This is a genomic window from Rhizobium sp. ZK1, from assembly GCF_047782645.1.
Taxonomy (GTDB): domain Bacteria; phylum Pseudomonadota; class Alphaproteobacteria; order Rhizobiales; family Rhizobiaceae; genus Rhizobium.
This window is the reverse complement of sequence record NZ_CP180586.1, coordinates 3,650,668-3,669,194: the sequence shown is the minus strand read 5'-3', so window position 1 is coordinate 3,669,194 and position 18,527 is coordinate 3,650,668. Positions and strand designations below refer to the sequence as shown.

Below are 18,527 nucleotides of genomic sequence, written 5' to 3'. Positions count from 1 at the left end.
GGATTTTACTGCGTCGTCGTTGTGGCCTTTGCATCGGCGCCGGCTTCTGCCGGCTGCGTTTTCATATCGATTTTCTCCGGTGCGACCTTGCTTCCGGGGATTGCCTGCTGGATGCCTTGGACGACGACCCAGTCCGTCGGACCGAGGCCGGATTCGATGACGCGGAGGGCGCCTTCGCGCTGGCCGGTCTTCACCTGCTTCTGCTCGACGGTGTCATCCTTGCCGAGAACGAGTAGATAACTGCCGAGCTGGTTGGTCGCGATCGCGTCGTCGCGTACGAGCAGTGCCTTCTCATCCTGGCGGATCGGTACGCGAACGCGCACGAAGAAGCCAGGCAGCATGACCTTGTCCTTGTTTTCGAATAGAGCCCGGACCTGAAGCGTGCCGGTCGATGCATCGAGTTGCGGCGAGACGTAGTCCAGATGCCCCTTGTGCGGATAGCCTTCTTCGGATTGCAGGCCGAGTTCGGCTGGGATGCTCGGCAGATCCGTCTGCTTGAAGGTGCGTCCCTGCTTTCTCAACATATCCTTGATCAGCAGCACCTGGGTTTCGCTGACGTTGAAATAGGCATAGATCGGGTCCGCCTGGACGATGCTGGCGAGCTTGGTGGGGCCTGAGACGCCGACGAGCGTGCCGATATCGACTAGGTGGTTGGTCACCGTGCCATCGAAGGGGGCAATCACTTCGGTATAGCCGAGATTGATCGTTGCAAGTTCGACATTGGCCTGCGCATTGAGGATCTGCGCATTGGCCTCGTCGAGCGTCGCCTTGGCGCTGTCGACGGCTGTCTGCGTCGTGACCTGCTGCTTCATCAGATTGAGCTGACGATCGTACTCCTGCTTGGCGCCAACCTGTGATGCCTGTTGCGATGCGAGGGATGCCTTGGCCTGATCAAGCTGGGCCTGATAGGTGTCGCGCTCGATCCCGAAGAGCTTGGTGCCCTTCGTTACCGTCGTGCCATCCTGATAATCGATCGATTGAAGGTAACCCTGAACGCGCGCTTCGATATCGACCGAGTTCAGCGGCGCAGTATTGCCCGTGAGTTCGAAATAGAGGGTGACGGCCTCCTGGACTGGTTGGGCAACACGGACCGCCGGCGGCGGAGGCGGGACGTAGGTATTGCTGCTTCCATCGCAGGCAGCGAGCGCCGTCATGCCAATAAGTGTCACAGAAATCTGCAGGCCCCGATGCAATCCCTCACGCATTCCTGCTGCCCCGATGATCTTTGTGTCCCGGTCTTCATGCGTGCCTTGGTGACGACCCCACCAGTCGCCAAGTGTTTCAGGCATGCGGTACTATGTCGCGGGATCGTCCGAAATTGCAATAGCTTATGGCATGCAATTTAGCTGCGTCTAGACGATTGATGGCTCCGCAATCCATCATGGCTCAGCCTGGATATTTTCTATTCACTGCTGAGTAATGAGCAGCACGTAAGACACGAACAGCATCAGGTGAACTGCGCCCTGCATGAGATTGGTGCGCCCACTCGAAAAGGTGATGATGCTGACGGCGAGCGTCAGCACGAACATGACAAGATCCGGGCCTTGAAGCCCCAGCGTGACGGGGTGTCCGTAGAGGTGGCTGATTGCCAGCATGGCCGGCACGGTGAGGCCGATCGTCGACAGAACCGAGCCGAGGAAAATGTTGATGGCTCGCTGCAGGTGGTTGGCGACAGAGGCGCGCACGGCGCTTATCGCCTCTGGTGTTGCGACGAGTACCGCCATGACCACCCCTCCGAATGCTGCCGGTGCTTGAAGGGTTTCGATCACGTAGTCGATCGGCCGGGCAAGCTGTTCGACCAGGAAGACGACCGGCACCATATAAGCGAGCAGCAGTACCGCATGATGCCAGACGGACCGGTGGCGCCGCATGCTGACGATGTGCTGCTCATGATGGTTGCCGTCATCGGCGAAGTAGCGATGATGACGGCCGGCCTGGAGGAGCAGAAATACACCGTAGAGGCCAATCGAGACTATGCCGAGAAACATCTGCCTGGGTGCCGAGGGGTGCGGGCCATCCGGGCCGGCCAGAAACGTAGGCATGACGAGGCTGAGGGTGGCCAGTGGCACGATGACGCCGAGATAGGCATTGGCGCCGTGCAGGTTGTGTTGCTGATCTTCCCGCCGCCACGCTCCAAGGAGTAGCGACAATCCCACCATGCCGTTCAGAATGATCATGACGACGGCAAACAGCGTGTCACGTGCCAGCGTCGGATTGTTCTCTCCATGCAGCATGACAGCCGAGATCGCCATCACTTCGATCGAGGTAATCGCAAGGGTCAGGATGAGGGTTCCGTAGGGCTCCTGAAGCTGTTCCGCCAGATGATCGGCATGACGAACGACCGATAGGGCGGAACCCAACACAACAGCAAAAAGCCAGAAAAAAATGACGATGAACCAGAGTGGCTCGGAAAGCTGCGCGAAGATTGGCCCGGAGAAGACAAGGAAAGCCAGGCTGGTTGCGACACTGACGCCAAAGAACCATTCCTCACGCACGATGCCTGCTATACCGATGGTATGCAATGCGGAGCCGTCAGTCATTGAAACCACCGCCAGCCACGCAATACCGTAGCATCACGATCATGATCGCTGCCATCTTCCCCTCCGCTTCCCCGCCGCCGGGCAAACCGAGCGGTGCGGTTTGGCGGCGGCTCGGAGCGATTGTCTCACGCAGAGGGGCATTCCGCCTATCTAAAAATCGTCGCCTCAGGTTTCGCGCGAATTCAATGGTACTTCCGTTTCTCCCGCCCAAGAATTTCCGGGGCGTCGAGGCCGGCGATCGGCCTCGAAAGGTCGGCGGGGATGTCGCCGGTAAGCTGGAGATCCAGGTAACGGGCGCAGCAGACGCGAAGGAACGAAGTGAAGTTGCCGAGGTCATGGCCGGCATCAATCGACTCGTGGTGCAGCCTGGTGATGAGCTGGACCACGTTCATGCCGTCGCGGGTAGCAATTTCCTCCAGTTTCGACCAGAAGAAATTCTCCAGCCGGACGCTGGTGACCATGCCGTCGATGCGCAGCGACCGGGTGGTGCTTTCCCAGAGCCGTGCATCGGCCTTGATGAACAGTTCACACATCACACGTTACTCCCGCTACAGCATCGGTCCGAAAATCGTTATCGATTTTTGGAAAGTCTGATGCGTAGATTCAAAGAGTTAGAGTGCCGTGCGTCCATTCGGACGCACGGCACTCTAGTTTGCTCAGGCGGCGTTGGTCTCCAGGGTCGCTGCCGCATCGAGCACCGTCATGAACTGGCGCAGCCACGAGGGATGGGCCGGCCAGGCCGGTGCGGTGACGAGATTGCCATCGGAAATGGCATCGCTGATCGCAATATCGGCATACGTGCCGCCGGCAAGCTCGACTTCCGGACGGCAGGCGGGATAGGCCGAGCAGGTGCGGCCCTTGAGTACGCCGGCAGCGGCCAGAAGCTGGGCGCCGTGGCAAATTGCGGCAACCGGCTTATTGGCATCGAAGAAATGCCTGACAGCCTTGATGACATCGGGGTTGAGGCGGAGATATTCCGGCGCGCGGCCGCCGGGAATGACGAGCGCATCGTAATCTTCGGCGCGCACGCTTTCGAAGGTGGCATTCAGCGCGAAGTTATGGCCGCGCTTTTCGGAATAGGTCTGGTCGCCTTCGAAATCATGGATGGCGGTGGCGACCGTCTGGCCGGCGGTCTTGCCGGGGCAGACGGCATGGACCGTATAGCCGCAGGCAAGCAGCGTCTGGAACGGCACCATGGTTTCGTAATCTTCAGTGAAATCGCCTGTGATCATCAGGATCTTGCTTGCTGGCATGTCTTCCTCCCGTAAAAACCAACAGATGGACTTTAACAAAGGATCGCGGGCCGCGGGTAATATGGGAATACTACAGGAAAGCCCGATCAGGTCGTCTCGCGTGCCCTGACCTCTGGAATGGCGCAGGCCTCGCCGCCGCCGAACATGCGGGAGCGGGTGAGGAAGCGCTTTTCGCGGCCATTATCGAGTGAAAACATGCCGCCGCGGCCGGGCACGACATCGATGATGAGCTGCGTGTGTTTCCAGGCCTCGAACTGGCTGGCACTGATGTAAACGGGTACGCCGCCGATTTCACCGAGCTTCACATCCTGATCGCCGATGATGAAATCATCCGCGGGATAGCACATGGGCGAAGAGCCGTCGCAGCAGCCGCCGGACTGGTGGAAGAGGATTTTGGGATAATCCCTCTGGATTTCCCTGATGAGGTCGAGCGCCACATCGGTGGCGAGCACGCGCGCTTCGCCATTGACCGTCTGTTCCATGATTGCCTCCTCCAAGACAATGCCTCCTCCCCGTGAAGGGAGGAGGCGCGATATTAGCACAAGCGACTGCTTCTCAGAAGAAGCCGAGCTTCTTCGGGCTGTAGCTGACCAGCATGTTCTTGGTTTGCTGGTAATGGTCGAGCATCATCTTGTGCGTTTCGCGACCGATGCCGGACTGCTTGTAGCCGCCGAAGGCCGCATGGGCCGGATAGGCGTGATAGCAATTGGTCCAGACGCGGCCGGCCTGGATTTCCCGGCCGAAGCGATAGGCGCGGTTGGCATCGCGAGTCCAGACACCGGCGCCGAGGCCGTAGAGCGTATCATTGGCGATCTCGAGCGCCTCCTTGTCATCCTTGAAAGTGGTGACCGAGACGACCGGGCCGAAAATTTCTTCCTGGAAGACACGCATCTTGTTGTGGCCCTTGAAGATGGTCGGCTTGATGTAATAGCCCTCCGAAAGTTCGCCGCCGAGATCGTTGCGCGAGCCGCCTGCCAATACCTGAGCACCTTCCTGCTTGCCGATATCGAGGTAAGCGAGGATCTTTTCCATCTGCTCGGTGGAGGCCTGAGCGCCAATCATCGTTGCCGGGTCGAGCGGGTTGCCCTGCTTGATGGCTTCGACGCGCTTGACGGCCCGTTCCATGAAGCGGTCATAGATCGATTCCTGGATGAGGGCGCGGCTCGGGCAGGTGCAGACTTCGCCCTGGTTCAGCGCGAACATGGCGAAACCTTCGAGTGCCTTGTCGAAGAAATCGTCGTCTTCGGCCGCCACATCGGCAAAGAAGATGTTGGGCGACTTGCCGCCGAGCTCCAGCGTCACCGGAATGAGGTTCTGGCTGGCATACTGCATGATCAGGCGGCCTGTCGTCGTCTCACCGGTAAACGCGATCTTGGCGATGCGCGGGCTGGAGGCGAGCGGCTTGCCGGCTTCGAGGCCGAAGCCGTTGACGATGTTGAGCACACCGGCCGGCAACAGATCGCCGACGATTTCTGCCCAGAGAAGCAGGGAGGCGGGTGTCTGTTCTGCCGGCTTGATGACGACGCAGTTGCCGGCGGCGAGAGCCGGCGCCAGCTTCCAGGTCGCCATCAGGATCGGAAAATTCCAGGGAATGATCTGGCCGACGACGCCGAGCGGTTCATGGAAGTGGTAGGCGACCGTGTCATGGTCGATTTCACCGATCGTGCCTTCCTGGGCGCGGATGCAGGAGGCGAAATAGCGGAAGTGGTCGATGGCGAGCGGGATGTCGGCCGCCATGGTTTCGCGGATCGGCTTGCCGTTGTCCCAGGTTTCGGCCTGGGCCAGAAGCTCCAGCTTGTCTTCCATGCGCTGGGCGATCTTCATGAGGATGTTGGAGCGCTCGGTGGTGGAGGTGCGGCCCCATTTTTCCTTCGCGGCATGGGCGGCATCGAGCGCGGCATTGATGTCCTTTTCATCTGAGCGCGGGATTTCGCAGAGCTTGCCGCCGGTGACGGGAGTGACGTTGTCGAAATATTTGCCGCCGATCGGCTCGCGCCACTCGCCGCCGATGTAGTTGCCGTATTTGAGCTTGAACGGCGACTCGACGATTTTCTGATGAAGCATGTCATCCTCCCTTGATGAACAGGTTCGGGAACGAACCAGTGGAAGGAATCTGTGTCGCTTTTGCCTGGGGGAACAGGGGAGCTCGCCAATACCGCAGTGCACAGTGTCGCAGAGTTGCGACAGGTTCCGGCACCGCCACGACATTGTGATTGCACCTTTCGCCCTGTCTCAGTGCAGGTCGAGCTTCTTCATCTTCCGGTGCAGTGTTGCGCGGCTGATGCCAAGGGCTGTGGCGGCCTGAGAGACGTTGCCATGGGTACGCGACAGCGCCCGCAGGAGAGCGGCTTTTTCCGCCTCTGCCATTTCTTCCTCCTGCGAAACGCGACCTTCGTGCAGCGCGTCGGAGGCCGGAATGCCGGCGGCGATATGCCTATCGTCGAGCTTGAGGGCAAGACGGGCGGCGCGTGTGGCACCGAGAACGAGGTCATGCCGGTCGACGGCGAGCAGCGCATTGGCGGAATTGGCGCCGGCCGGGACCATGACGAAACGGGCACCGGCAAAAGCGGACCGGAACAGATTGAGCTCGATACGCATGGCCGCATCTCGCACGGCCTGCGACAGGATGGTGAGCGTCATTTCATTGACGTCGTCACGGCAGGTGGAAATGTCGAGCGCGGCGGCAAGCAGGCCGCGATGATCGCGGATCGGGGCTGTGGTGCAGCTCAGCTTGATATTGGAGCAGTAGAAATGCTGGTCGCGGAAAACGGCGACGGCACGTTCATCGGCAAGAGCCGTGCCGATGCCGTTGGTGCCGATGCTGGCCTCGGTCCAGATGGAGCCGGTCCAAAGGCCCACATCGTGGAATTCCTTGTCATTGCCGGCGGCGCCGCGGCGTTCCAGCGCAATGCCGTTGCGATCGGTCAAAAGCAGGCAGCAGCCGGCCTTGCCTACCGTCGCAAAGAGACGGTCGAGTTCGTCACGGGCATCGGCGATCAACTGCTCGGATTGTTGCCGCGCAAGGCGAAACTCCTGTTCTGTCAGGCGCAGGGGCGCACGTTTTTCCTCCGGCGCCAGCTGATACATGGTCATGCAGCGGCGCCATGAAGCCACGATCGGCGAGCTGGCCGCAGCAGAGTTTTGCTGGGCGCACGTATAGACATGCTCCGCATGTGCGGATTGTTCGTGCATGAAGGCTCCTCCCACGGAACTCACGTATATTCTGATGTAAATATGGCGGCTTTGCAATCAAGCCGGCATGACCGCGGATTGTATGGATCGAATTTGCCGGATGGCGAGTGTCGCATTTCTGAGACAGTATGCCCTTGTGGTTCAATCCGGCGTGCAAACCTTCACCTTCGGCTGAGCCAGTGTCCGATGCCTCTCGCCGCGGCGCGGCCCGTGGCGAAACAGGCTGTCAGCAAATAACCACCTGTCGGCGCTTCCCAGTCCAGCATCTCCCCGGCTGCAAAGACGCCGGGGAGATGTTTCAGCATGTAGGCCTCGTCGATTTGGCTCCAGGCGATGCCGCCGGCAGACGAGATGGCCTCGGCGATCGGACGCGGGCGCAGAAGTGGAACCGGCAGGGCCTTGATGGCGGCGGCGAGCTTCTGCGGATCGTTGCGATCGGCTTCCGGCGTCAGTTCGCGCAGGAGCGCGGCTTTCACGCCGTCGATCCCGGCGCCTTTGCGTAGGCGGTTGGAGAAGCTCGATTTCGTATCCTGTCGGGCAAGGTCGCGGCACAGGCGTTCGAGCGTGCGGCCGGGGACGAGGTCTAGCGTCAGTGACGCCTTGCCTTCAAGCAGACGATCCCGCAGGGCGGCGGCATGCGCATAGACAAGGCTGCCCTCGATGCCGTGTTTGGTAATCACGAATTCACCGGGAAACGTACCTGCGGAGGACGTTGCTGTGACGGATTTCAGCGGTTCGCCGGCAAAACGCTCGCGGAAAAATTCGCTCCAGGCAACATCGAAGCCGCAATTGGCGGGCTGGAATGAAGCGATGGCGATGCCGCGTCCGGCAAGCAGCGGCACCCAGGCCGCATCTGAGCCGAGACGGGGGTAGCTTGCGCCGCCGAGCGCAAGCAGCGTGGCATCGCAGGAAATAGTCTTGCGTCCGTTTGGCGTTTCGAAACTGTGTCCACCTTCGGCAAAGCCGACCCAGCGATGGCGGGTGAAGAAGCTTACGCCGCGATCTTCCAGCCTGCCGAGCCAGGCGCGCAGAAGTGGTGACGCCTTCATGACATTGGGAAAGACGCGGCCGGAGGAACCGACGAAGGTTTCGGTGCCGAGCTCAGTTGCCCAGGTGCGGATATCGGCCGGGGTGAAGGCATCAAGGGTGGAACGAAGACTGACATTGGCATCGCCAAAGCGGGTGGCGAAACGGTCGTAGTCCTCCGAATGGGTGATGTTGAGGCCCGACTTGCCGGCGAGCAGGAACTTGCGGGCGAAAGTCGGCATCGCGTCGTAGACGGCGATGGCGTAGCCGCTTTCCGACAACACTTCGGCGGCTGACAAACCTGCGGGACCGCCGCCGATGATCGCAATTGTCTTCTGTTCCATTGCGTCTTCTTGAAGCGGGTAAACGTCCAGCGCAAGTCTCAGTGACGCGGATGCACGCACTTGCCGTGGTCGGCGAGCACTTCGATGACCCGGCATTGATCGACGCGGCCGTGGCAGCAGCTCTCGACCATCTGCTCCAGTTCCGCCTTCAGCGCATTCAGACTGCGGATACGTTGCTCGACCTCGATGAGACGTGCCTTGGCGATGGCATCGGCGGAGGCGCAGGGCTGGTGTGGGTCATCCTGCAGGTGCAGCAGCGTGCGGATCGCTTCGATCTCGAAGCCGAGTTCGCGAGCGTGGCGGATGAAGGCGAGGCGATTGAGGTCAGCGGGCTCGTAGGAACGCTGGTTGCCCTCGCTGCGGCTGGGTTCGGAAAGCAGGCCGATGCTCTCATAATAGCGGATCGTCGGCACTTTGACGCCGCTGTGACGCGCGGCTTCACCGATGGTGATCTTTTTCATGATTTTCCTCTTGCACCTCTAGTCGCTAGAGGATGTAGGAAGGACGCTGCCTACAAGCAAGGATTTAGATCGTGAGCGAAGCAGCACAGGCACGGTACAGGGTCGGCGGTATGGATTGCGCCGCCTGCGCAACGAAGATCGATACGGCCATCAGGCGTATGGACGGGGTCGAGGATGTCACGGTTTCGGTGACGGCCGGCACGATGACGGTGCGCCACAATGGCAGCAGCGATCTCAAGGCGATAGAGAGGAAGGTGACCGGCCTCGGCTATTCCGTCGCTCCGCTCACGGGCAAGGCGCCCGCTCAGGAACAGAAGGGCGGCCACGATCACGCGCATCATGATCACGATCATGGGCACGACCATGACCATGAGCACCACGATCATGGCGGGCATGAACATCATGACCACGATCATTCCGGTCACGCCCATTCGCATGGTGTGGAGGAAGTCCAGGGGCTGCACGGTCATGATCATCGACCGATGACCGGCCCCTGGTGGCAGAGCAAGAAGGGCCGGCTGACGATCTTCTCCGGCCTGGCGCTCGTTATCGCCTATGTGATCGGCCATCTGGTGCCGGCGATCGCTTCCTATGCCTTCATTGCCGCCATGCTGGTCGGGCTGGTTCCGATCGCGCGGCGCGCCGTCATGGCCGCGCTTGCCGGCATTCCCTTTTCGATCGAAATGCTGATGACAATCGCCGCCGTCGGTGCCGTCATCATCAATGCCGGCGAAGAAGCGGCGACGGTCGTCTTCCTGTTCCTTGTCGGTGAGCTGTTGGAAGGCGTTGCCGCCGGAAAGGCGCGCGCCAGCATCCAGTCGCTGACGACGCTGGTGCCGAAGAATGCGTTGCTCGAAACGGGCGGTGAGGTGAAGGAAGTGCCGGCGGAAACGCTTACCGTCGGCTCAGTCATTCTCGTACGGCCGGGCGATCGGATTTCCGCCGACGGTACGATCCTGTCTGGTGAGAGCGCCATCGACGAAGCGCCGGTGACCGGCGAAAGCACGCCGGTGCGCAAGGGAACCGGCGAGACCGTCTTCGCTGGCACGGTGAATGGCGATGCCGCAGTGCGCATTCGTGTGACGGCCGCTGCCGAGGACAATACGATTGCCCGCGTCGTCAAGCTGGTGGAGGAGGCGCAGGAATCCAAGGCGCCGACGGAGCGCTTCATCGACCGCTTTTCGCGCTATTACACGCCGGGTGTTGTCGTCGTGGCGGTTCTGGTGGCGATCCTGCCGCCGCTGCTGACGGGCGCGGCTTGGGGCGAATGGATCTACAAGGGCCTTGCGATCCTGCTGATCGGTTGCCCTTGCGCGCTCGTCATTTCCACGCCGGCTGCGATTGCCGCTTCTCTTTCGGCGGGTGCGCGCCGCGGGTTGCTGATGAAGGGCGGCGCAGTTCTGGAATCGCTTGGCAAGGTGACGGCCGTTGCCTTCGACAAGACGGGTACGCTGACCGTTGGCAAGCCGCAGGTGACCGATATCATTGCCTTTGGACGCTCTGAGACGCAGGTGCTGTCACGCGCCGCGGTCCTGGAGCAAGCTTCCAGCCATCCGTTGGCGCTGGCGATCCTAAACCGGGCGAAAGCCGATGGTGTACCCATGCCGCCGGCTTTCGAACTTGAGGCGCTGCCGGGCAAGGGTGTGACGGGCAAGGTGGGCGGCGAAACGCTCGATCTCCTGTCGCCGCCGGCTGCGCGTGAGCGTAGAGCGCTGAATGCGGAGCAGGATCAGCAGGTTACCATCCTGAATGGCGCGGGCAAAAGTGTTTCGGTGCTGCTGATCGATGGCGTCGCTGCCGGCCTGATCGCCATGCGCGACGAGCCACGCGAGGACGCAAAGAGCGGCCTTGCGACGCTGAAGGCGGCCGGTGTGCGGGCCATCATGCTGACCGGTGATAACAAGCGCACGGCAGCCGCCGTTGCCGGTGATCTCGGCATCGACTGGCGCGGCGAGCTGCTGCCGCAGGACAAGCAGCGCATCGTCGGCGAATTGAAGAAGGAAGGGCTTTTCGTCGCCAAGGTCGGTGACGGCATCAACGATGCGCCGGCGCTTGCTGCTGCCGATGTCGGCATCGCCATGGGCGGCGGCACCGACGTGGCGCTGGAAACGGCGGATGCGGCGGTGCTGCATGGACGTGTCGGCGACGTGGCGCGCATGATCGACCTTTCGAAGCGGACGATGCGCAATATCATGCAGAACATCACCATCGCGCTCGGGCTGAAGGCAGTGTTTCTCGTCACCACTATAGCCGGCATTACCGGCCTGTGGCCGGCGATCCTGGCGGATACGGGCGCGACCGTGCTGGTGACGATGAATGCGCTTCGCCTTCTTCGGATGAAGACATAAAGATTTCTCTATATCATCCTGCGATTGGATGCGGCAGTGCATGCTTGCCGCATCGTGGTTCCACGACCGAACTTCTGATGTTGGCGCGCGAGCGCCTGACGAATGGGCAGCTTTGGATCAACGCCGATTGCGGTCTGAAGACGCGTAAATGGGAGGAGGTTCGCCCAGCGCTCGTCAACATGGTGGCGGCTGCTCGATTGTTGCGCGGTGCCGCAGCAACGACCCGCGCATGAGCGCCTAGTCGATTCCTGGGAGAGCCGGCTATATGCCGGCTTTCACCTTTGAGGCCTCCTCCACAGCCTGTTTTCTTTACCATTCGTTAACCACGTTTTTCACAGGAATGCAGCGATTTCAAACATTCCGTAACGCGATGCACAAACCATCCGTTGACGCAAACCGGGATTCGCGTACTATATCTAGTGTTCAAGGTTCCTTCGATTCGTGAGGGTCGGGGGCTAAGACGGGAATACGGTGCGTTTCGCCATGACGGCGCGACAAAGCCGGAGCTGCCCCCGCAACTGTAAGCGGCGAGCAACTGTCCGATTTCAGGTCACTGAGGCATGAGGCTTTGGGAAGGCTGGGGCAGGGGCTTCGACCCGTAAGCCAGGAGACCTGCCTTGAATAAAACGTCCACGGGCGGGGTGTCCGGAAAGTCGCGTGCATGAAAGCGGAATCCATCCGTGCTGTTACGCTGCCCCGAACGTCCGCATGAGCACTTCGGGGTTGAAGTTATGTCGAGAACGTCAAGGCCGCCGCCCGCGCAAATCCTGCAAGGGATAATTTCAGGCGTTTAAGCGCCGACTCTGCAAGATCATCGTCAAGCGTTACCCCGGACGCCGCAAGGCGCCCGTGCCCTGTACTGCGTCCGAAATTCATTGACATCACGAGGAACATGATGAGCGTTACCGTTTACAGCAAGCCTGCCTGCGTTCAGTGCATCGCCACCTATCGCGCCCTCGACCGTCTGGGCGTCGACTATCAGATCATCGATATTTCCGAGGATGCCGACGCGCTCGATCGCGTTCGCGGCATGGGCTACATGCAGGTTCCGGTCGTCGTTGCCGGCGAGAACCACTGGGCGGGCTTCCGTCCCGACATGATCAGCGCGCTCTCCTAATTGGAGAAGAGCGATGGGCCTGATCGTCTACTATTCCAGCCGGTCCGAGAATACCCATCGTTTCGTCGAGAAGCTGGGACTGCGCGCGGCGCGCATTCCCCTCAGTGCTGAAGACATCCACATTCGCGAACCCTACGTGCTGATCTCGCCCACCTATTGCGGGGATGGCGGCCCAGGGATCGTAAAGGGAGCCGTGCCCAAGCAGGTAATCCGCTTCCTCAACGATGCGGAAAACCGCTCCAATATCCGCGGCGTGATTGCAGCGGGCAACAGCAATTTCGGCGAGACCTACGGGCTTGCCGGCGACGTGATCTCGCAGAAGTGCCGGGTTCCCTACCTCTACAGGTTCGAGCTTCTGGGAACTGCCGAGGATGTCGCCAATGTCAAAGACGGGATGGGACGATTTTGGACACAGGAACGAACCTGACGCGGGATGCGGGTGTAAAACCGCTAAAGGCCGTGGAAGCGCTGGACTATCACGCGCTGAACGCGATGCTGAACCTCTATGACGATGAGGGCAGGATCCAGCTCGACAAGGACCGCTTGGCGGCCAAGCAGTATTTCCTGCAGCATGTGAACCAGAACACGGTGTTCTTCCATAATCTCAGGGAGAAGCTCGATTATCTGGTGACCGAAGGCTATTACGAGCAGGACGTACTCGATCAGTATTCCTTCAATTTCGTCCGCGATCTGTTCGACGAAGCCTATGCCAAGAGGTTCCGGTTCCCGACCTTCCTCGGCGCCTTCAAATATTACACCAGCTACACGCTAAAGACCTTCGACGGTAAACGCTATCTGGAACGCTATGAAGATCGCATCTGCATGGTGGCGCTGGCGCTTGCCAGAGGCAATGAACAGCTGGCACGCGATCTGATGGAAGAGATCATTACCGGCCGTTTCCAGCCGGCAACGCCGACCTTCCTCAATGCCGGCAAGAAGCAGCGCGGCGAACTCGTCTCCTGCTTCCTGCTGCGTGTCGAAGACAATATGGAATCGATTGGTCGCTCCATCAATTCGGCGCTGCAGCTTTCCAAGCGCGGTGGTGGCGTGGCGCTGTCCTTGACGAACATCCGTGAGGCCGGTGCGCCGATCAAGCAGATCGAAAACCAGTCTTCCGGCATCATCCCCGTCATGAAGCTGCTCGAGGACTCGTTCTCCTATGCCAATCAGCTCGGCGCGCGACAGGGTGCGGGCGCGGTTTATCTCAACGCGCATCACCCCGATATCATGCGCTTTCTCGATACCAAGCGCGAAAATGCCGATGAGAAAATCCGCATCAAGACGCTGTCACTCGGCGTCGTCGTGCCTGATATCACTTTCGAACTCGCCAAGAACAATGAGGACATGTATCTCTTCTCGCCCTATGACGTGGAGCGGGTCTATGGCGTGCCCTTCACCGAGATCTCGGTGACGGAAAAGTATCGCGAGATGGTGGCGGATGCCCGTATCACCAAGAAGAAGATCAAGGCGCGCGAATTCTTCCAGGTGATCGCCGAAATCCAGTTTGAGAGCGGCTATCCCTACATCATGTTCGAAGACACGGTGAACCGGGCAAACCCGATTGCCGGGCGTATCAGCATGAGCAACCTCTGCTCGGAAATCCTGCAGGTGAGCGAGGCCAGCGAATTCAACGACGACCTTTCCTACAAGACGATGGGCAAGGATATCTCCTGCAATCTTGGCTCACTGAACATCGCGATGGCGATGGATTCGTCCGATTTCGGCAAGACGATCGAGATCTCGATCCGCGCGCTGACGGCCGTTTCCGATATGAGCCATATCTCCTCGGTTCCGTCGATCGAGAAGGGCAATGACGACAGCCATGCGATCGGCTTGGGACAGATGAACCTGCATGGATACCTCGCCCGCGAGCACATCCATTACGGTTCGGAAGAGGGCGTCGATTTTACCAATATCTATTTCTACACGGTGACCTATCACGCACTGCGCGCCTCCAACCGTCTGGCGCTCGAACGTGGTGCGAGCTTCAAGGGTTTCGAGAATTCGAAATATGCCTCGGGCGACTATTTCGACAAATATACCAGGCAGGAATGGAAGCCGGCGACCGAGAAGGTGCGGGCGCTATTCGACGATGCCGGCATCCATATTCCGACGCAGGAAGACTGGCTGGAATTGAAGAAGGCGGTCATGGTCTCCGGCCTCTATAACCAGAATCTGCAGGCGGTACCGCCGACAGGCTCGATCTCCTATATCAACCACTCGACCTCCTCGATCCATCCGATCGTTTCGAAGATCGAGATCCGCAAGGAAGGCAAGATCGGCCGCGTCTATTATCCGGCGCCGTTCATGACCGACGACAATCTCGATTATTACCAGGATGCCTACGAGATCGGGCCGGACAAGATCATCGACACCTATGCGGCGGCGACCCAGCATGTCGACCAAGGCCTCTCGCTGACGCTGTTCTTCCGCGATACGGCAACGACGCGCGACATCAACCGCGCCCAGATCTATGCCTGGAAGAAGGGTATCAAGACGATCTATTACATCCGCCTTCGCCAGATGGCGCTGTCCGGCACTGAGGTGCAGGGCTGCGTTTCCTGCACGCTCTAACCGACCGGAGACAATGATGAACATGCAATTCAAGCCGGTCAGCCGCGTGCGCGCCATCAACTGGAACCGTATCGAGGACGACAAGGATCTTGAAGTCTGGAACCGCCTGACCGGCAATTTCTGGCTGCCCGAGAAAGTGCCGCTGTCGAACGACATTCCCTCCTGGGCGACGCTGACGGCGGTCGAGCAGCAGTTGACGATCCGTGTTTTCACCGGGCTGACGTTGCTCGATACGATCCAGAACGGTGTCGGCTCCGTCAAACTGATGGCGGATGCGGCAACGCCGCATGAGGAGGCGGTGCTCTCCAACATCTCCTTCATGGAGGCGGTGCATGCGCGCTCCTATTCCTCGATCTTCTCGACGCTTTGCCTGACGCCCGATGTCGACGATGCCTATCGCTGGTCGGAGGAGAACGAGTTCCTGCAGCGCAAAGCGGCGCTGATCATGGAGCACTATGCTTCCGGCGATCCCCTGAAGAAGAAGGTCGCGAGCGTCTTCCTCGAAAGCTTCCTCTTCTATTCCGGCTTCTATCTGCCGATGTACTGGTCGAGCCGGGCCAAGCTCACCAACACCGCCGACATGATCCGCCTCATTATCAGAGACGAGGCCGTGCATGGCTATTATATCGGTTACAAGTTCCAGCGCGGACTTGAAAAGCTCTCCGAAGAGCGCCGCCAAGAGATCAAGGATTTCGCCTTCGACCTGCTGCTCGAACTTTACGACAACGAAGCGAAATATACCGAAGCGCTCTATGACGGAGTTGGCCTCACCGAGGACGTCAAGAAGTTCCTGCATTACAACGCCAACAAGGCGTTGATGAACCTCGGGTACGAAGCGCTGTTTCCGGCCGAAGCCTGCAAGGTTAATCCGGCAATCCTGTCGGCGCTTTCGCCGAATGCCGATGAGAACCATGACTTCTTTTCGGGCTCCGGCTCGTCCTATGTCATCGGCAAGGCGGTGGCGACCGAGGACGAAGACTGGGATTTCTGACGTTTATCTTTGCGAAGCCTCTTATCATTCGGCCCGCTATCGCCCACATTCAGCGCGATATATTCGTTGAATGTGGCGTAGCGGGAGTTTTTCATGAGGCCCTCTTTCGAAGCGACTGATCCGGCAAGCGAAGCTGCCGAAGGCGTCTGGCCAATCCGCAGGCGCCGAATTCTCGACTGGCTGATCAACGAGACCCGCAGCGAGCGTTTCATCGACAATATCCTGGTGGAGATGTGCAACCGGCTGCTGGCAGCCGGCGTACCGGTGACCCGGTCCAGCCTGCATTTCCGTACCAACCATCCGCAATGGATCGGCGCCCGCATCCTATGGGTGGAAGGCATGGGAGAGGCAAAGATCAACACCTTTGCCTACGGGGTGGAAACCACGCCGCAATTCCTCAACAGCCCGGTCAACGAGATCCACAGCGGCGCCAACGAGGTGCGGAAGAACCTTGAGGATCTATGGGAGGGCGACGACTATCCCTTCTACCAGGAATTGCGAGACGACGGCTATACGGAATATGTTGCCTGGCCGATCGATCATACGTTCGACAAGCGCCACGTCGTTACATTCTCCACCAATAGGCCAGGCGGTTTTACCGGCGAACACGTGGATTTCCTGCGCGATCTGCTGCCGGCTCTCACTCTCGTCAGCGAGATCAGGCTGAAGAACATCATGGCGCGCACGTTGCTGCAGACCTATGTCGGGCCGCATGCGAGCGAACAGATTCTCTCCGGCGTCATCACCCGCGGCAGCGGCACGACCGTCGGCGCGGCAATCATGATCTGCGACCTGCGCGATTTCACGGCGATCTCCGATCTCTGGCCGCGCGATGACGTCATTCAGCTGCTCAATGACTATTTCGATGCCATGTCCGATCCGATCGAGCGGCACGGCGGCGAAATCCTGAAATTCATGGGCGATGGACTGCTTGCCATCTTCCCGCTGTCGAAGCCTTCGGCCTGCGAGGATCTCTTGACGGCGATCCGTGAAGGGCAGGAGGCGATGGCGAAAGTGAATGAGCAACATCAGCGCCTGGGGCGTGATCCCTTACGCTATGGTGTCGGCGTCCACGTCGGCGACGTGATGTACGGCAATATCGGTTCGAGCCGGCGGTTGGATTTCACGGTCATCGGCCCGGCAGTCAACGTCGCTTCGCGGCTTGAAACCTTGACCAAGGAGGTTAAGCGGCCGGTACTGCTGTCTCGCGCTTTCGTTGAGATGGCGACCTGCACGGAAGAGATGGACAATCTCGGCACTTTTCCCCTGCGCGGGCTTGGCGAGCCGGTCGAAGTCTTCGCTTTCCGCGAAAAGCCGACAGCCGGTCGTGACGCTGCTTAGGCTACCGGAAAATTGATCTGCGGTGGCAGGAGCAGGCTCTGGCTCTCCGCTGCCGGATTGCCGATCCGCTGAAGAAGCATCTGGCCGAGATGTTCGCCCGCCTCGACCAGGTCCTCATAGATAGTCTCGATTTTCGGCTGCAGATGCGTCAGGAGATGCGACGTCTCCTTGGCGACGATATCGTAGTCATCAGCGAGAACGCGTCCCGCATCATTCATGGCCGTAACAAGAGCCAGCGCCGAAACCTCGCCGGGACAGACGAAGCCATCGGGAACATCGGGTGCTGCGGCGCGGGCGCGAAAGAAATCCCTGATCTCGTTGGCCGGTGAATCGAGCGTGACCGCTTCCGATATCTCATAGGCGACGCCGGCCTCGCGCACGGCGGTCATGAAACCATGCAGAATGTGCTGGCTGAAGGTCAGCCGCTTCGGCGGCATGACGACCGTGACCCGCTTCCTGCCCTTGGCGATCAGGCGCCGGGTGGCTTCGTAGGCGAAGGCGTAATTGTCGTAATCGACATAAGCGTGCGGTGTCGAAAACTCCGTGCGCCCGTGAGACACGAAGGGGAAGCCCACTTCCTGCAGCATCCGCACCCTCGCATCGAAGGGTTCTGTCCGCGTGAAGATCAGGCCGTCGGCGAAATTGTTGCGGACGATATATTCCGCCGCTTCGAGATCGGTCGTCGACAGGAAGTTCGGGGCGACGACGAGGTGATAGGATGTCTCTTTCAACGCCTTGGCGATGCCGTACATGATCGCGGTGCCGAAGCCGACCACTTCCTGATGCGGATCGAGAAGGATGCTGATGACGTTGGTGCGGCCCGTCTTGAGGCGCTGGGCAGCCCGGTCCGGCAAGTAGCCGATCTCGCGGGCAATGCGATGGACGCGCTCACGCGTTTCAACCGATATTTGCGGCGCGTCGCTGAGTGCGCGCGAAACCGTCGTCACTGCAAGACCGGTCAATGTCGCGATGGTACGCAAGGTCGGCTTGCCGCGCTTTTGCGCACCATCCGGATTTTCACCACGTTGCAGTTGGGACGATTCGGTCACTGGAGACATTCCATGCTGGATCGCGGCTACAATAACACGATGAAACCGGCACGCAATCAATCAATGCAAACGATTTAAATTTTTACGGTTTCTTAAGCGTTCAGAAAAAAGCAAATAAAATCAATAGTTATTGAACTAATCATATTTTTCTCGGGAGTCGAGGAAGGACTTGACGTAATAGCATTTATAACGTTTTAAATTGGTAACCGCGCTGGGAGGTGCGGTAGCGTGATGTTTGGCCGCCCTCACGGCGGAAGACATCGGGGCGGGCGAGGTGGGTCTCGCCGCCAC

The 18,527-nt window shown here is 59.7% G+C and carries 16 protein-coding genes, 1 pseudogene and 1 riboswitch; of the genes and pseudogenes, 7 read left to right on the top strand and 10 right to left on the bottom strand.

Annotation, left to right across the window (positions count from 1 at the left end):
* Positions 1-5: 5 nt before the first annotated feature.
* The 9 genes from ACK9YZ_RS18605 to ACK9YZ_RS18565 all read right to left on the bottom strand — a co-directional run bounded on the left by ACK9YZ_RS18605 (position 6) and on the right by ACK9YZ_RS18565 (position 8,816).
* Positions 6-1,205: an efflux RND transporter periplasmic adaptor subunit gene (locus ACK9YZ_RS18605; RefSeq protein WP_416066772.1), complete on the bottom strand. Its 1,200-nt coding sequence runs from the start codon at positions 1,203-1,205 to the stop codon at positions 6-8.
* Positions 1,206-1,406: 201 nt separating this feature from the next.
* Positions 1,407-2,540, bottom strand: coding sequence for a calcium:proton antiporter (locus ACK9YZ_RS18600; protein ID WP_216756048.1), 1,134 nt, complete (start codon positions 2,538-2,540; stop codon positions 1,407-1,409).
* A gap of 182 nt (positions 2,541-2,722) precedes the next feature.
* Positions 2,723-3,073, bottom strand: a complete 351-nt coding sequence (locus ACK9YZ_RS18595; protein WP_416064783.1) for a ribbon-helix-helix domain-containing protein — start codon at positions 3,071-3,073, stop codon at positions 2,723-2,725.
* Between the two features lie 123 nt (positions 3,074-3,196).
* The gene (locus tag ACK9YZ_RS18590; RefSeq protein WP_216756046.1) at positions 3,197-3,793 is read right to left on the bottom strand and encodes a DJ-1/PfpI family protein; all 597 of its coding nucleotides are present in this window, start codon (positions 3,791-3,793) and stop codon (positions 3,197-3,199) included.
* 86 nt (positions 3,794-3,879) lie between these two features.
* Entirely contained in the window at positions 3,880-4,275 is a 396-nt protein-coding gene (locus tag ACK9YZ_RS18585) for a DUF779 domain-containing protein (protein ID WP_416064782.1), read from the bottom strand.
* Between the two features lie 73 nt (positions 4,276-4,348).
* A complete protein-coding gene (adh, locus tag ACK9YZ_RS18580; protein ID WP_216756044.1) occupies positions 4,349-5,857 on the bottom strand; it encodes an aldehyde dehydrogenase in 1,509 nt (502 codons plus the stop codon).
* Between the two features lie 168 nt (positions 5,858-6,025).
* Positions 6,026-6,985, bottom strand: a complete 960-nt coding sequence (locus ACK9YZ_RS18575; RefSeq protein WP_216756043.1) for a helix-turn-helix domain-containing protein — start codon at positions 6,983-6,985, stop codon at positions 6,026-6,028.
* A 161-nt stretch (positions 6,986-7,146) separates the two neighbouring features.
* A complete protein-coding gene (locus tag ACK9YZ_RS18570) occupies positions 7,147-8,355 on the bottom strand; it encodes a TIGR03862 family flavoprotein (RefSeq protein ID WP_416064781.1) in 1,209 nt (402 codons plus the stop codon).
* 38 nt (positions 8,356-8,393) lie between these two features.
* Positions 8,394-8,816: a MerR family transcriptional regulator gene (locus ACK9YZ_RS18565; protein ID WP_416064780.1), complete on the bottom strand. Its 423-nt coding sequence runs from the start codon at positions 8,814-8,816 to the stop codon at positions 8,394-8,396.
* Positions 8,817-8,926: 110 nt separating this feature from the next.
* Here ACK9YZ_RS18565 and ACK9YZ_RS18560 point away from each other — a divergent pair, with 110 nt between their 5' ends.
* The 7 genes and pseudogenes from ACK9YZ_RS18560 to ACK9YZ_RS18530 all read left to right on the top strand — a co-directional run bounded on the left by ACK9YZ_RS18560 (position 8,927) and on the right by ACK9YZ_RS18530 (position 17,187).
* Positions 8,927-11,164: a heavy metal translocating P-type ATPase gene (locus ACK9YZ_RS18560; protein ID WP_416066771.1), complete on the top strand. Its 2,238-nt coding sequence runs from the start codon at positions 8,927-8,929 to the stop codon at positions 11,162-11,164.
* A gap of 44 nt (positions 11,165-11,208) precedes the next feature.
* A pseudogene (locus ACK9YZ_RS18555) lies at positions 11,209-11,397 on the top strand (hypothetical protein); the annotation flags it as partial.
* Positions 11,398-11,573: 176 nt separating this feature from the next.
* Positions 11,574-11,799: riboswitch (cobalamin riboswitch) on the top strand.
* Between the two features lie 260 nt (positions 11,800-12,059).
* Entirely contained in the window at positions 12,060-12,281 is a 222-nt protein-coding gene (nrdH, locus tag ACK9YZ_RS18550) for a glutaredoxin-like protein NrdH (RefSeq protein WP_416064779.1), read from the top strand.
* A gap of 13 nt (positions 12,282-12,294) precedes the next feature.
* Entirely contained in the window at positions 12,295-12,708 is a 414-nt protein-coding gene (gene nrdI / locus ACK9YZ_RS18545) for a class Ib ribonucleoside-diphosphate reductase assembly flavoprotein NrdI (protein WP_416064778.1), read from the top strand.
* Positions 12,687-14,855: a class 1b ribonucleoside-diphosphate reductase subunit alpha gene (nrdE, locus tag ACK9YZ_RS18540; RefSeq protein WP_416064777.1), complete on the top strand. Its 2,169-nt coding sequence runs from the start codon at positions 12,687-12,689 to the stop codon at positions 14,853-14,855. The genes nrdI and nrdE overlap by 22 nt, the downstream gene beginning before the upstream one ends.
* 16 nt (positions 14,856-14,871) lie before the next feature.
* On the top strand, positions 14,872-15,846 hold the full coding sequence (gene nrdF, locus ACK9YZ_RS18535) for a class 1b ribonucleoside-diphosphate reductase subunit beta (protein WP_416066770.1): 975 nt from the start codon (positions 14,872-14,874) through the stop codon (positions 15,844-15,846).
* A gap of 93 nt (positions 15,847-15,939) precedes the next feature.
* Positions 15,940-17,187, top strand: a complete 1,248-nt coding sequence (locus ACK9YZ_RS18530) for an adenylate/guanylate cyclase domain-containing protein (protein WP_416064776.1) — start codon at positions 15,940-15,942, stop codon at positions 17,185-17,187.
* Here ACK9YZ_RS18530 and ACK9YZ_RS18525 read toward each other — a convergent pair.
* Positions 17,184-18,236, bottom strand: a complete 1,053-nt coding sequence (locus ACK9YZ_RS18525) for a LacI family transcriptional regulator (protein ID WP_416064775.1) — start codon at positions 18,234-18,236, stop codon at positions 17,184-17,186. The two genes, ACK9YZ_RS18530 and ACK9YZ_RS18525, sit on opposite strands and share 4 nt — an antisense overlap.
* Between the last annotated feature and the right edge of the window lie 291 nt (positions 18,237-18,527).

Bases quoted from the DNA above. Each gene is read 5' to 3' on its own strand.
- ACK9YZ_RS18605 (WP_416066772.1), bottom strand. From the start codon at position 1,205: ATGCGTGAGGGATTGCATCGGGGCCTGCAGATTTCTGTGACACTTATT.
- ACK9YZ_RS18600 (WP_216756048.1), bottom strand. From the start codon at position 2,540: ATGACTGACGGCTCCGCATTGCATACCATCGGTATAGCAGGCATCGTG.
- ACK9YZ_RS18595 (WP_416064783.1), bottom strand. From the start codon at position 3,073: ATGTGTGAACTGTTCATCAAGGCCGATGCACGGCTCTGGGAAAGCACC.
- ACK9YZ_RS18590 (WP_216756046.1), bottom strand. From the start codon at position 3,793: ATGCCAGCAAGCAAGATCCTGATGATCACAGGCGATTTCACTGAAGAT.
- ACK9YZ_RS18585 (WP_416064782.1), bottom strand. From the start codon at position 4,275: ATGGAACAGACGGTCAATGGCGAAGCGCGCGTGCTCGCCACCGATGTG.
- adh (WP_216756044.1), bottom strand. From the start codon at position 5,857: ATGCTTCATCAGAAAATCGTCGAGTCGCCGTTCAAGCTCAAATACGGC.
- ACK9YZ_RS18575 (WP_216756043.1), bottom strand. From the start codon at position 6,985: ATGCACGAACAATCCGCACATGCGGAGCATGTCTATACGTGCGCCCAG.
- ACK9YZ_RS18570 (WP_416064781.1), bottom strand. From the start codon at position 8,355: ATGGAACAGAAGACAATTGCGATCATCGGCGGCGGTCCCGCAGGTTTG.
- ACK9YZ_RS18565 (WP_416064780.1), bottom strand. From the start codon at position 8,816: ATGAAAAAGATCACCATCGGTGAAGCCGCGCGTCACAGCGGCGTCAAA.
- ACK9YZ_RS18560 (WP_416066771.1), top strand. From the start codon at position 8,927: ATGGATTGCGCCGCCTGCGCAACGAAGATCGATACGGCCATCAGGCGT.
- nrdH (WP_416064779.1), top strand. From the start codon at position 12,060: ATGAGCGTTACCGTTTACAGCAAGCCTGCCTGCGTTCAGTGCATCGCC.
- nrdI (WP_416064778.1), top strand. From the start codon at position 12,295: ATGGGCCTGATCGTCTACTATTCCAGCCGGTCCGAGAATACCCATCGT.
- nrdF (WP_416066770.1), top strand. From the start codon at position 14,872: ATGAACATGCAATTCAAGCCGGTCAGCCGCGTGCGCGCCATCAACTGG.
- ACK9YZ_RS18530 (WP_416064776.1), top strand. From the start codon at position 15,940: ATGAGGCCCTCTTTCGAAGCGACTGATCCGGCAAGCGAAGCTGCCGAA.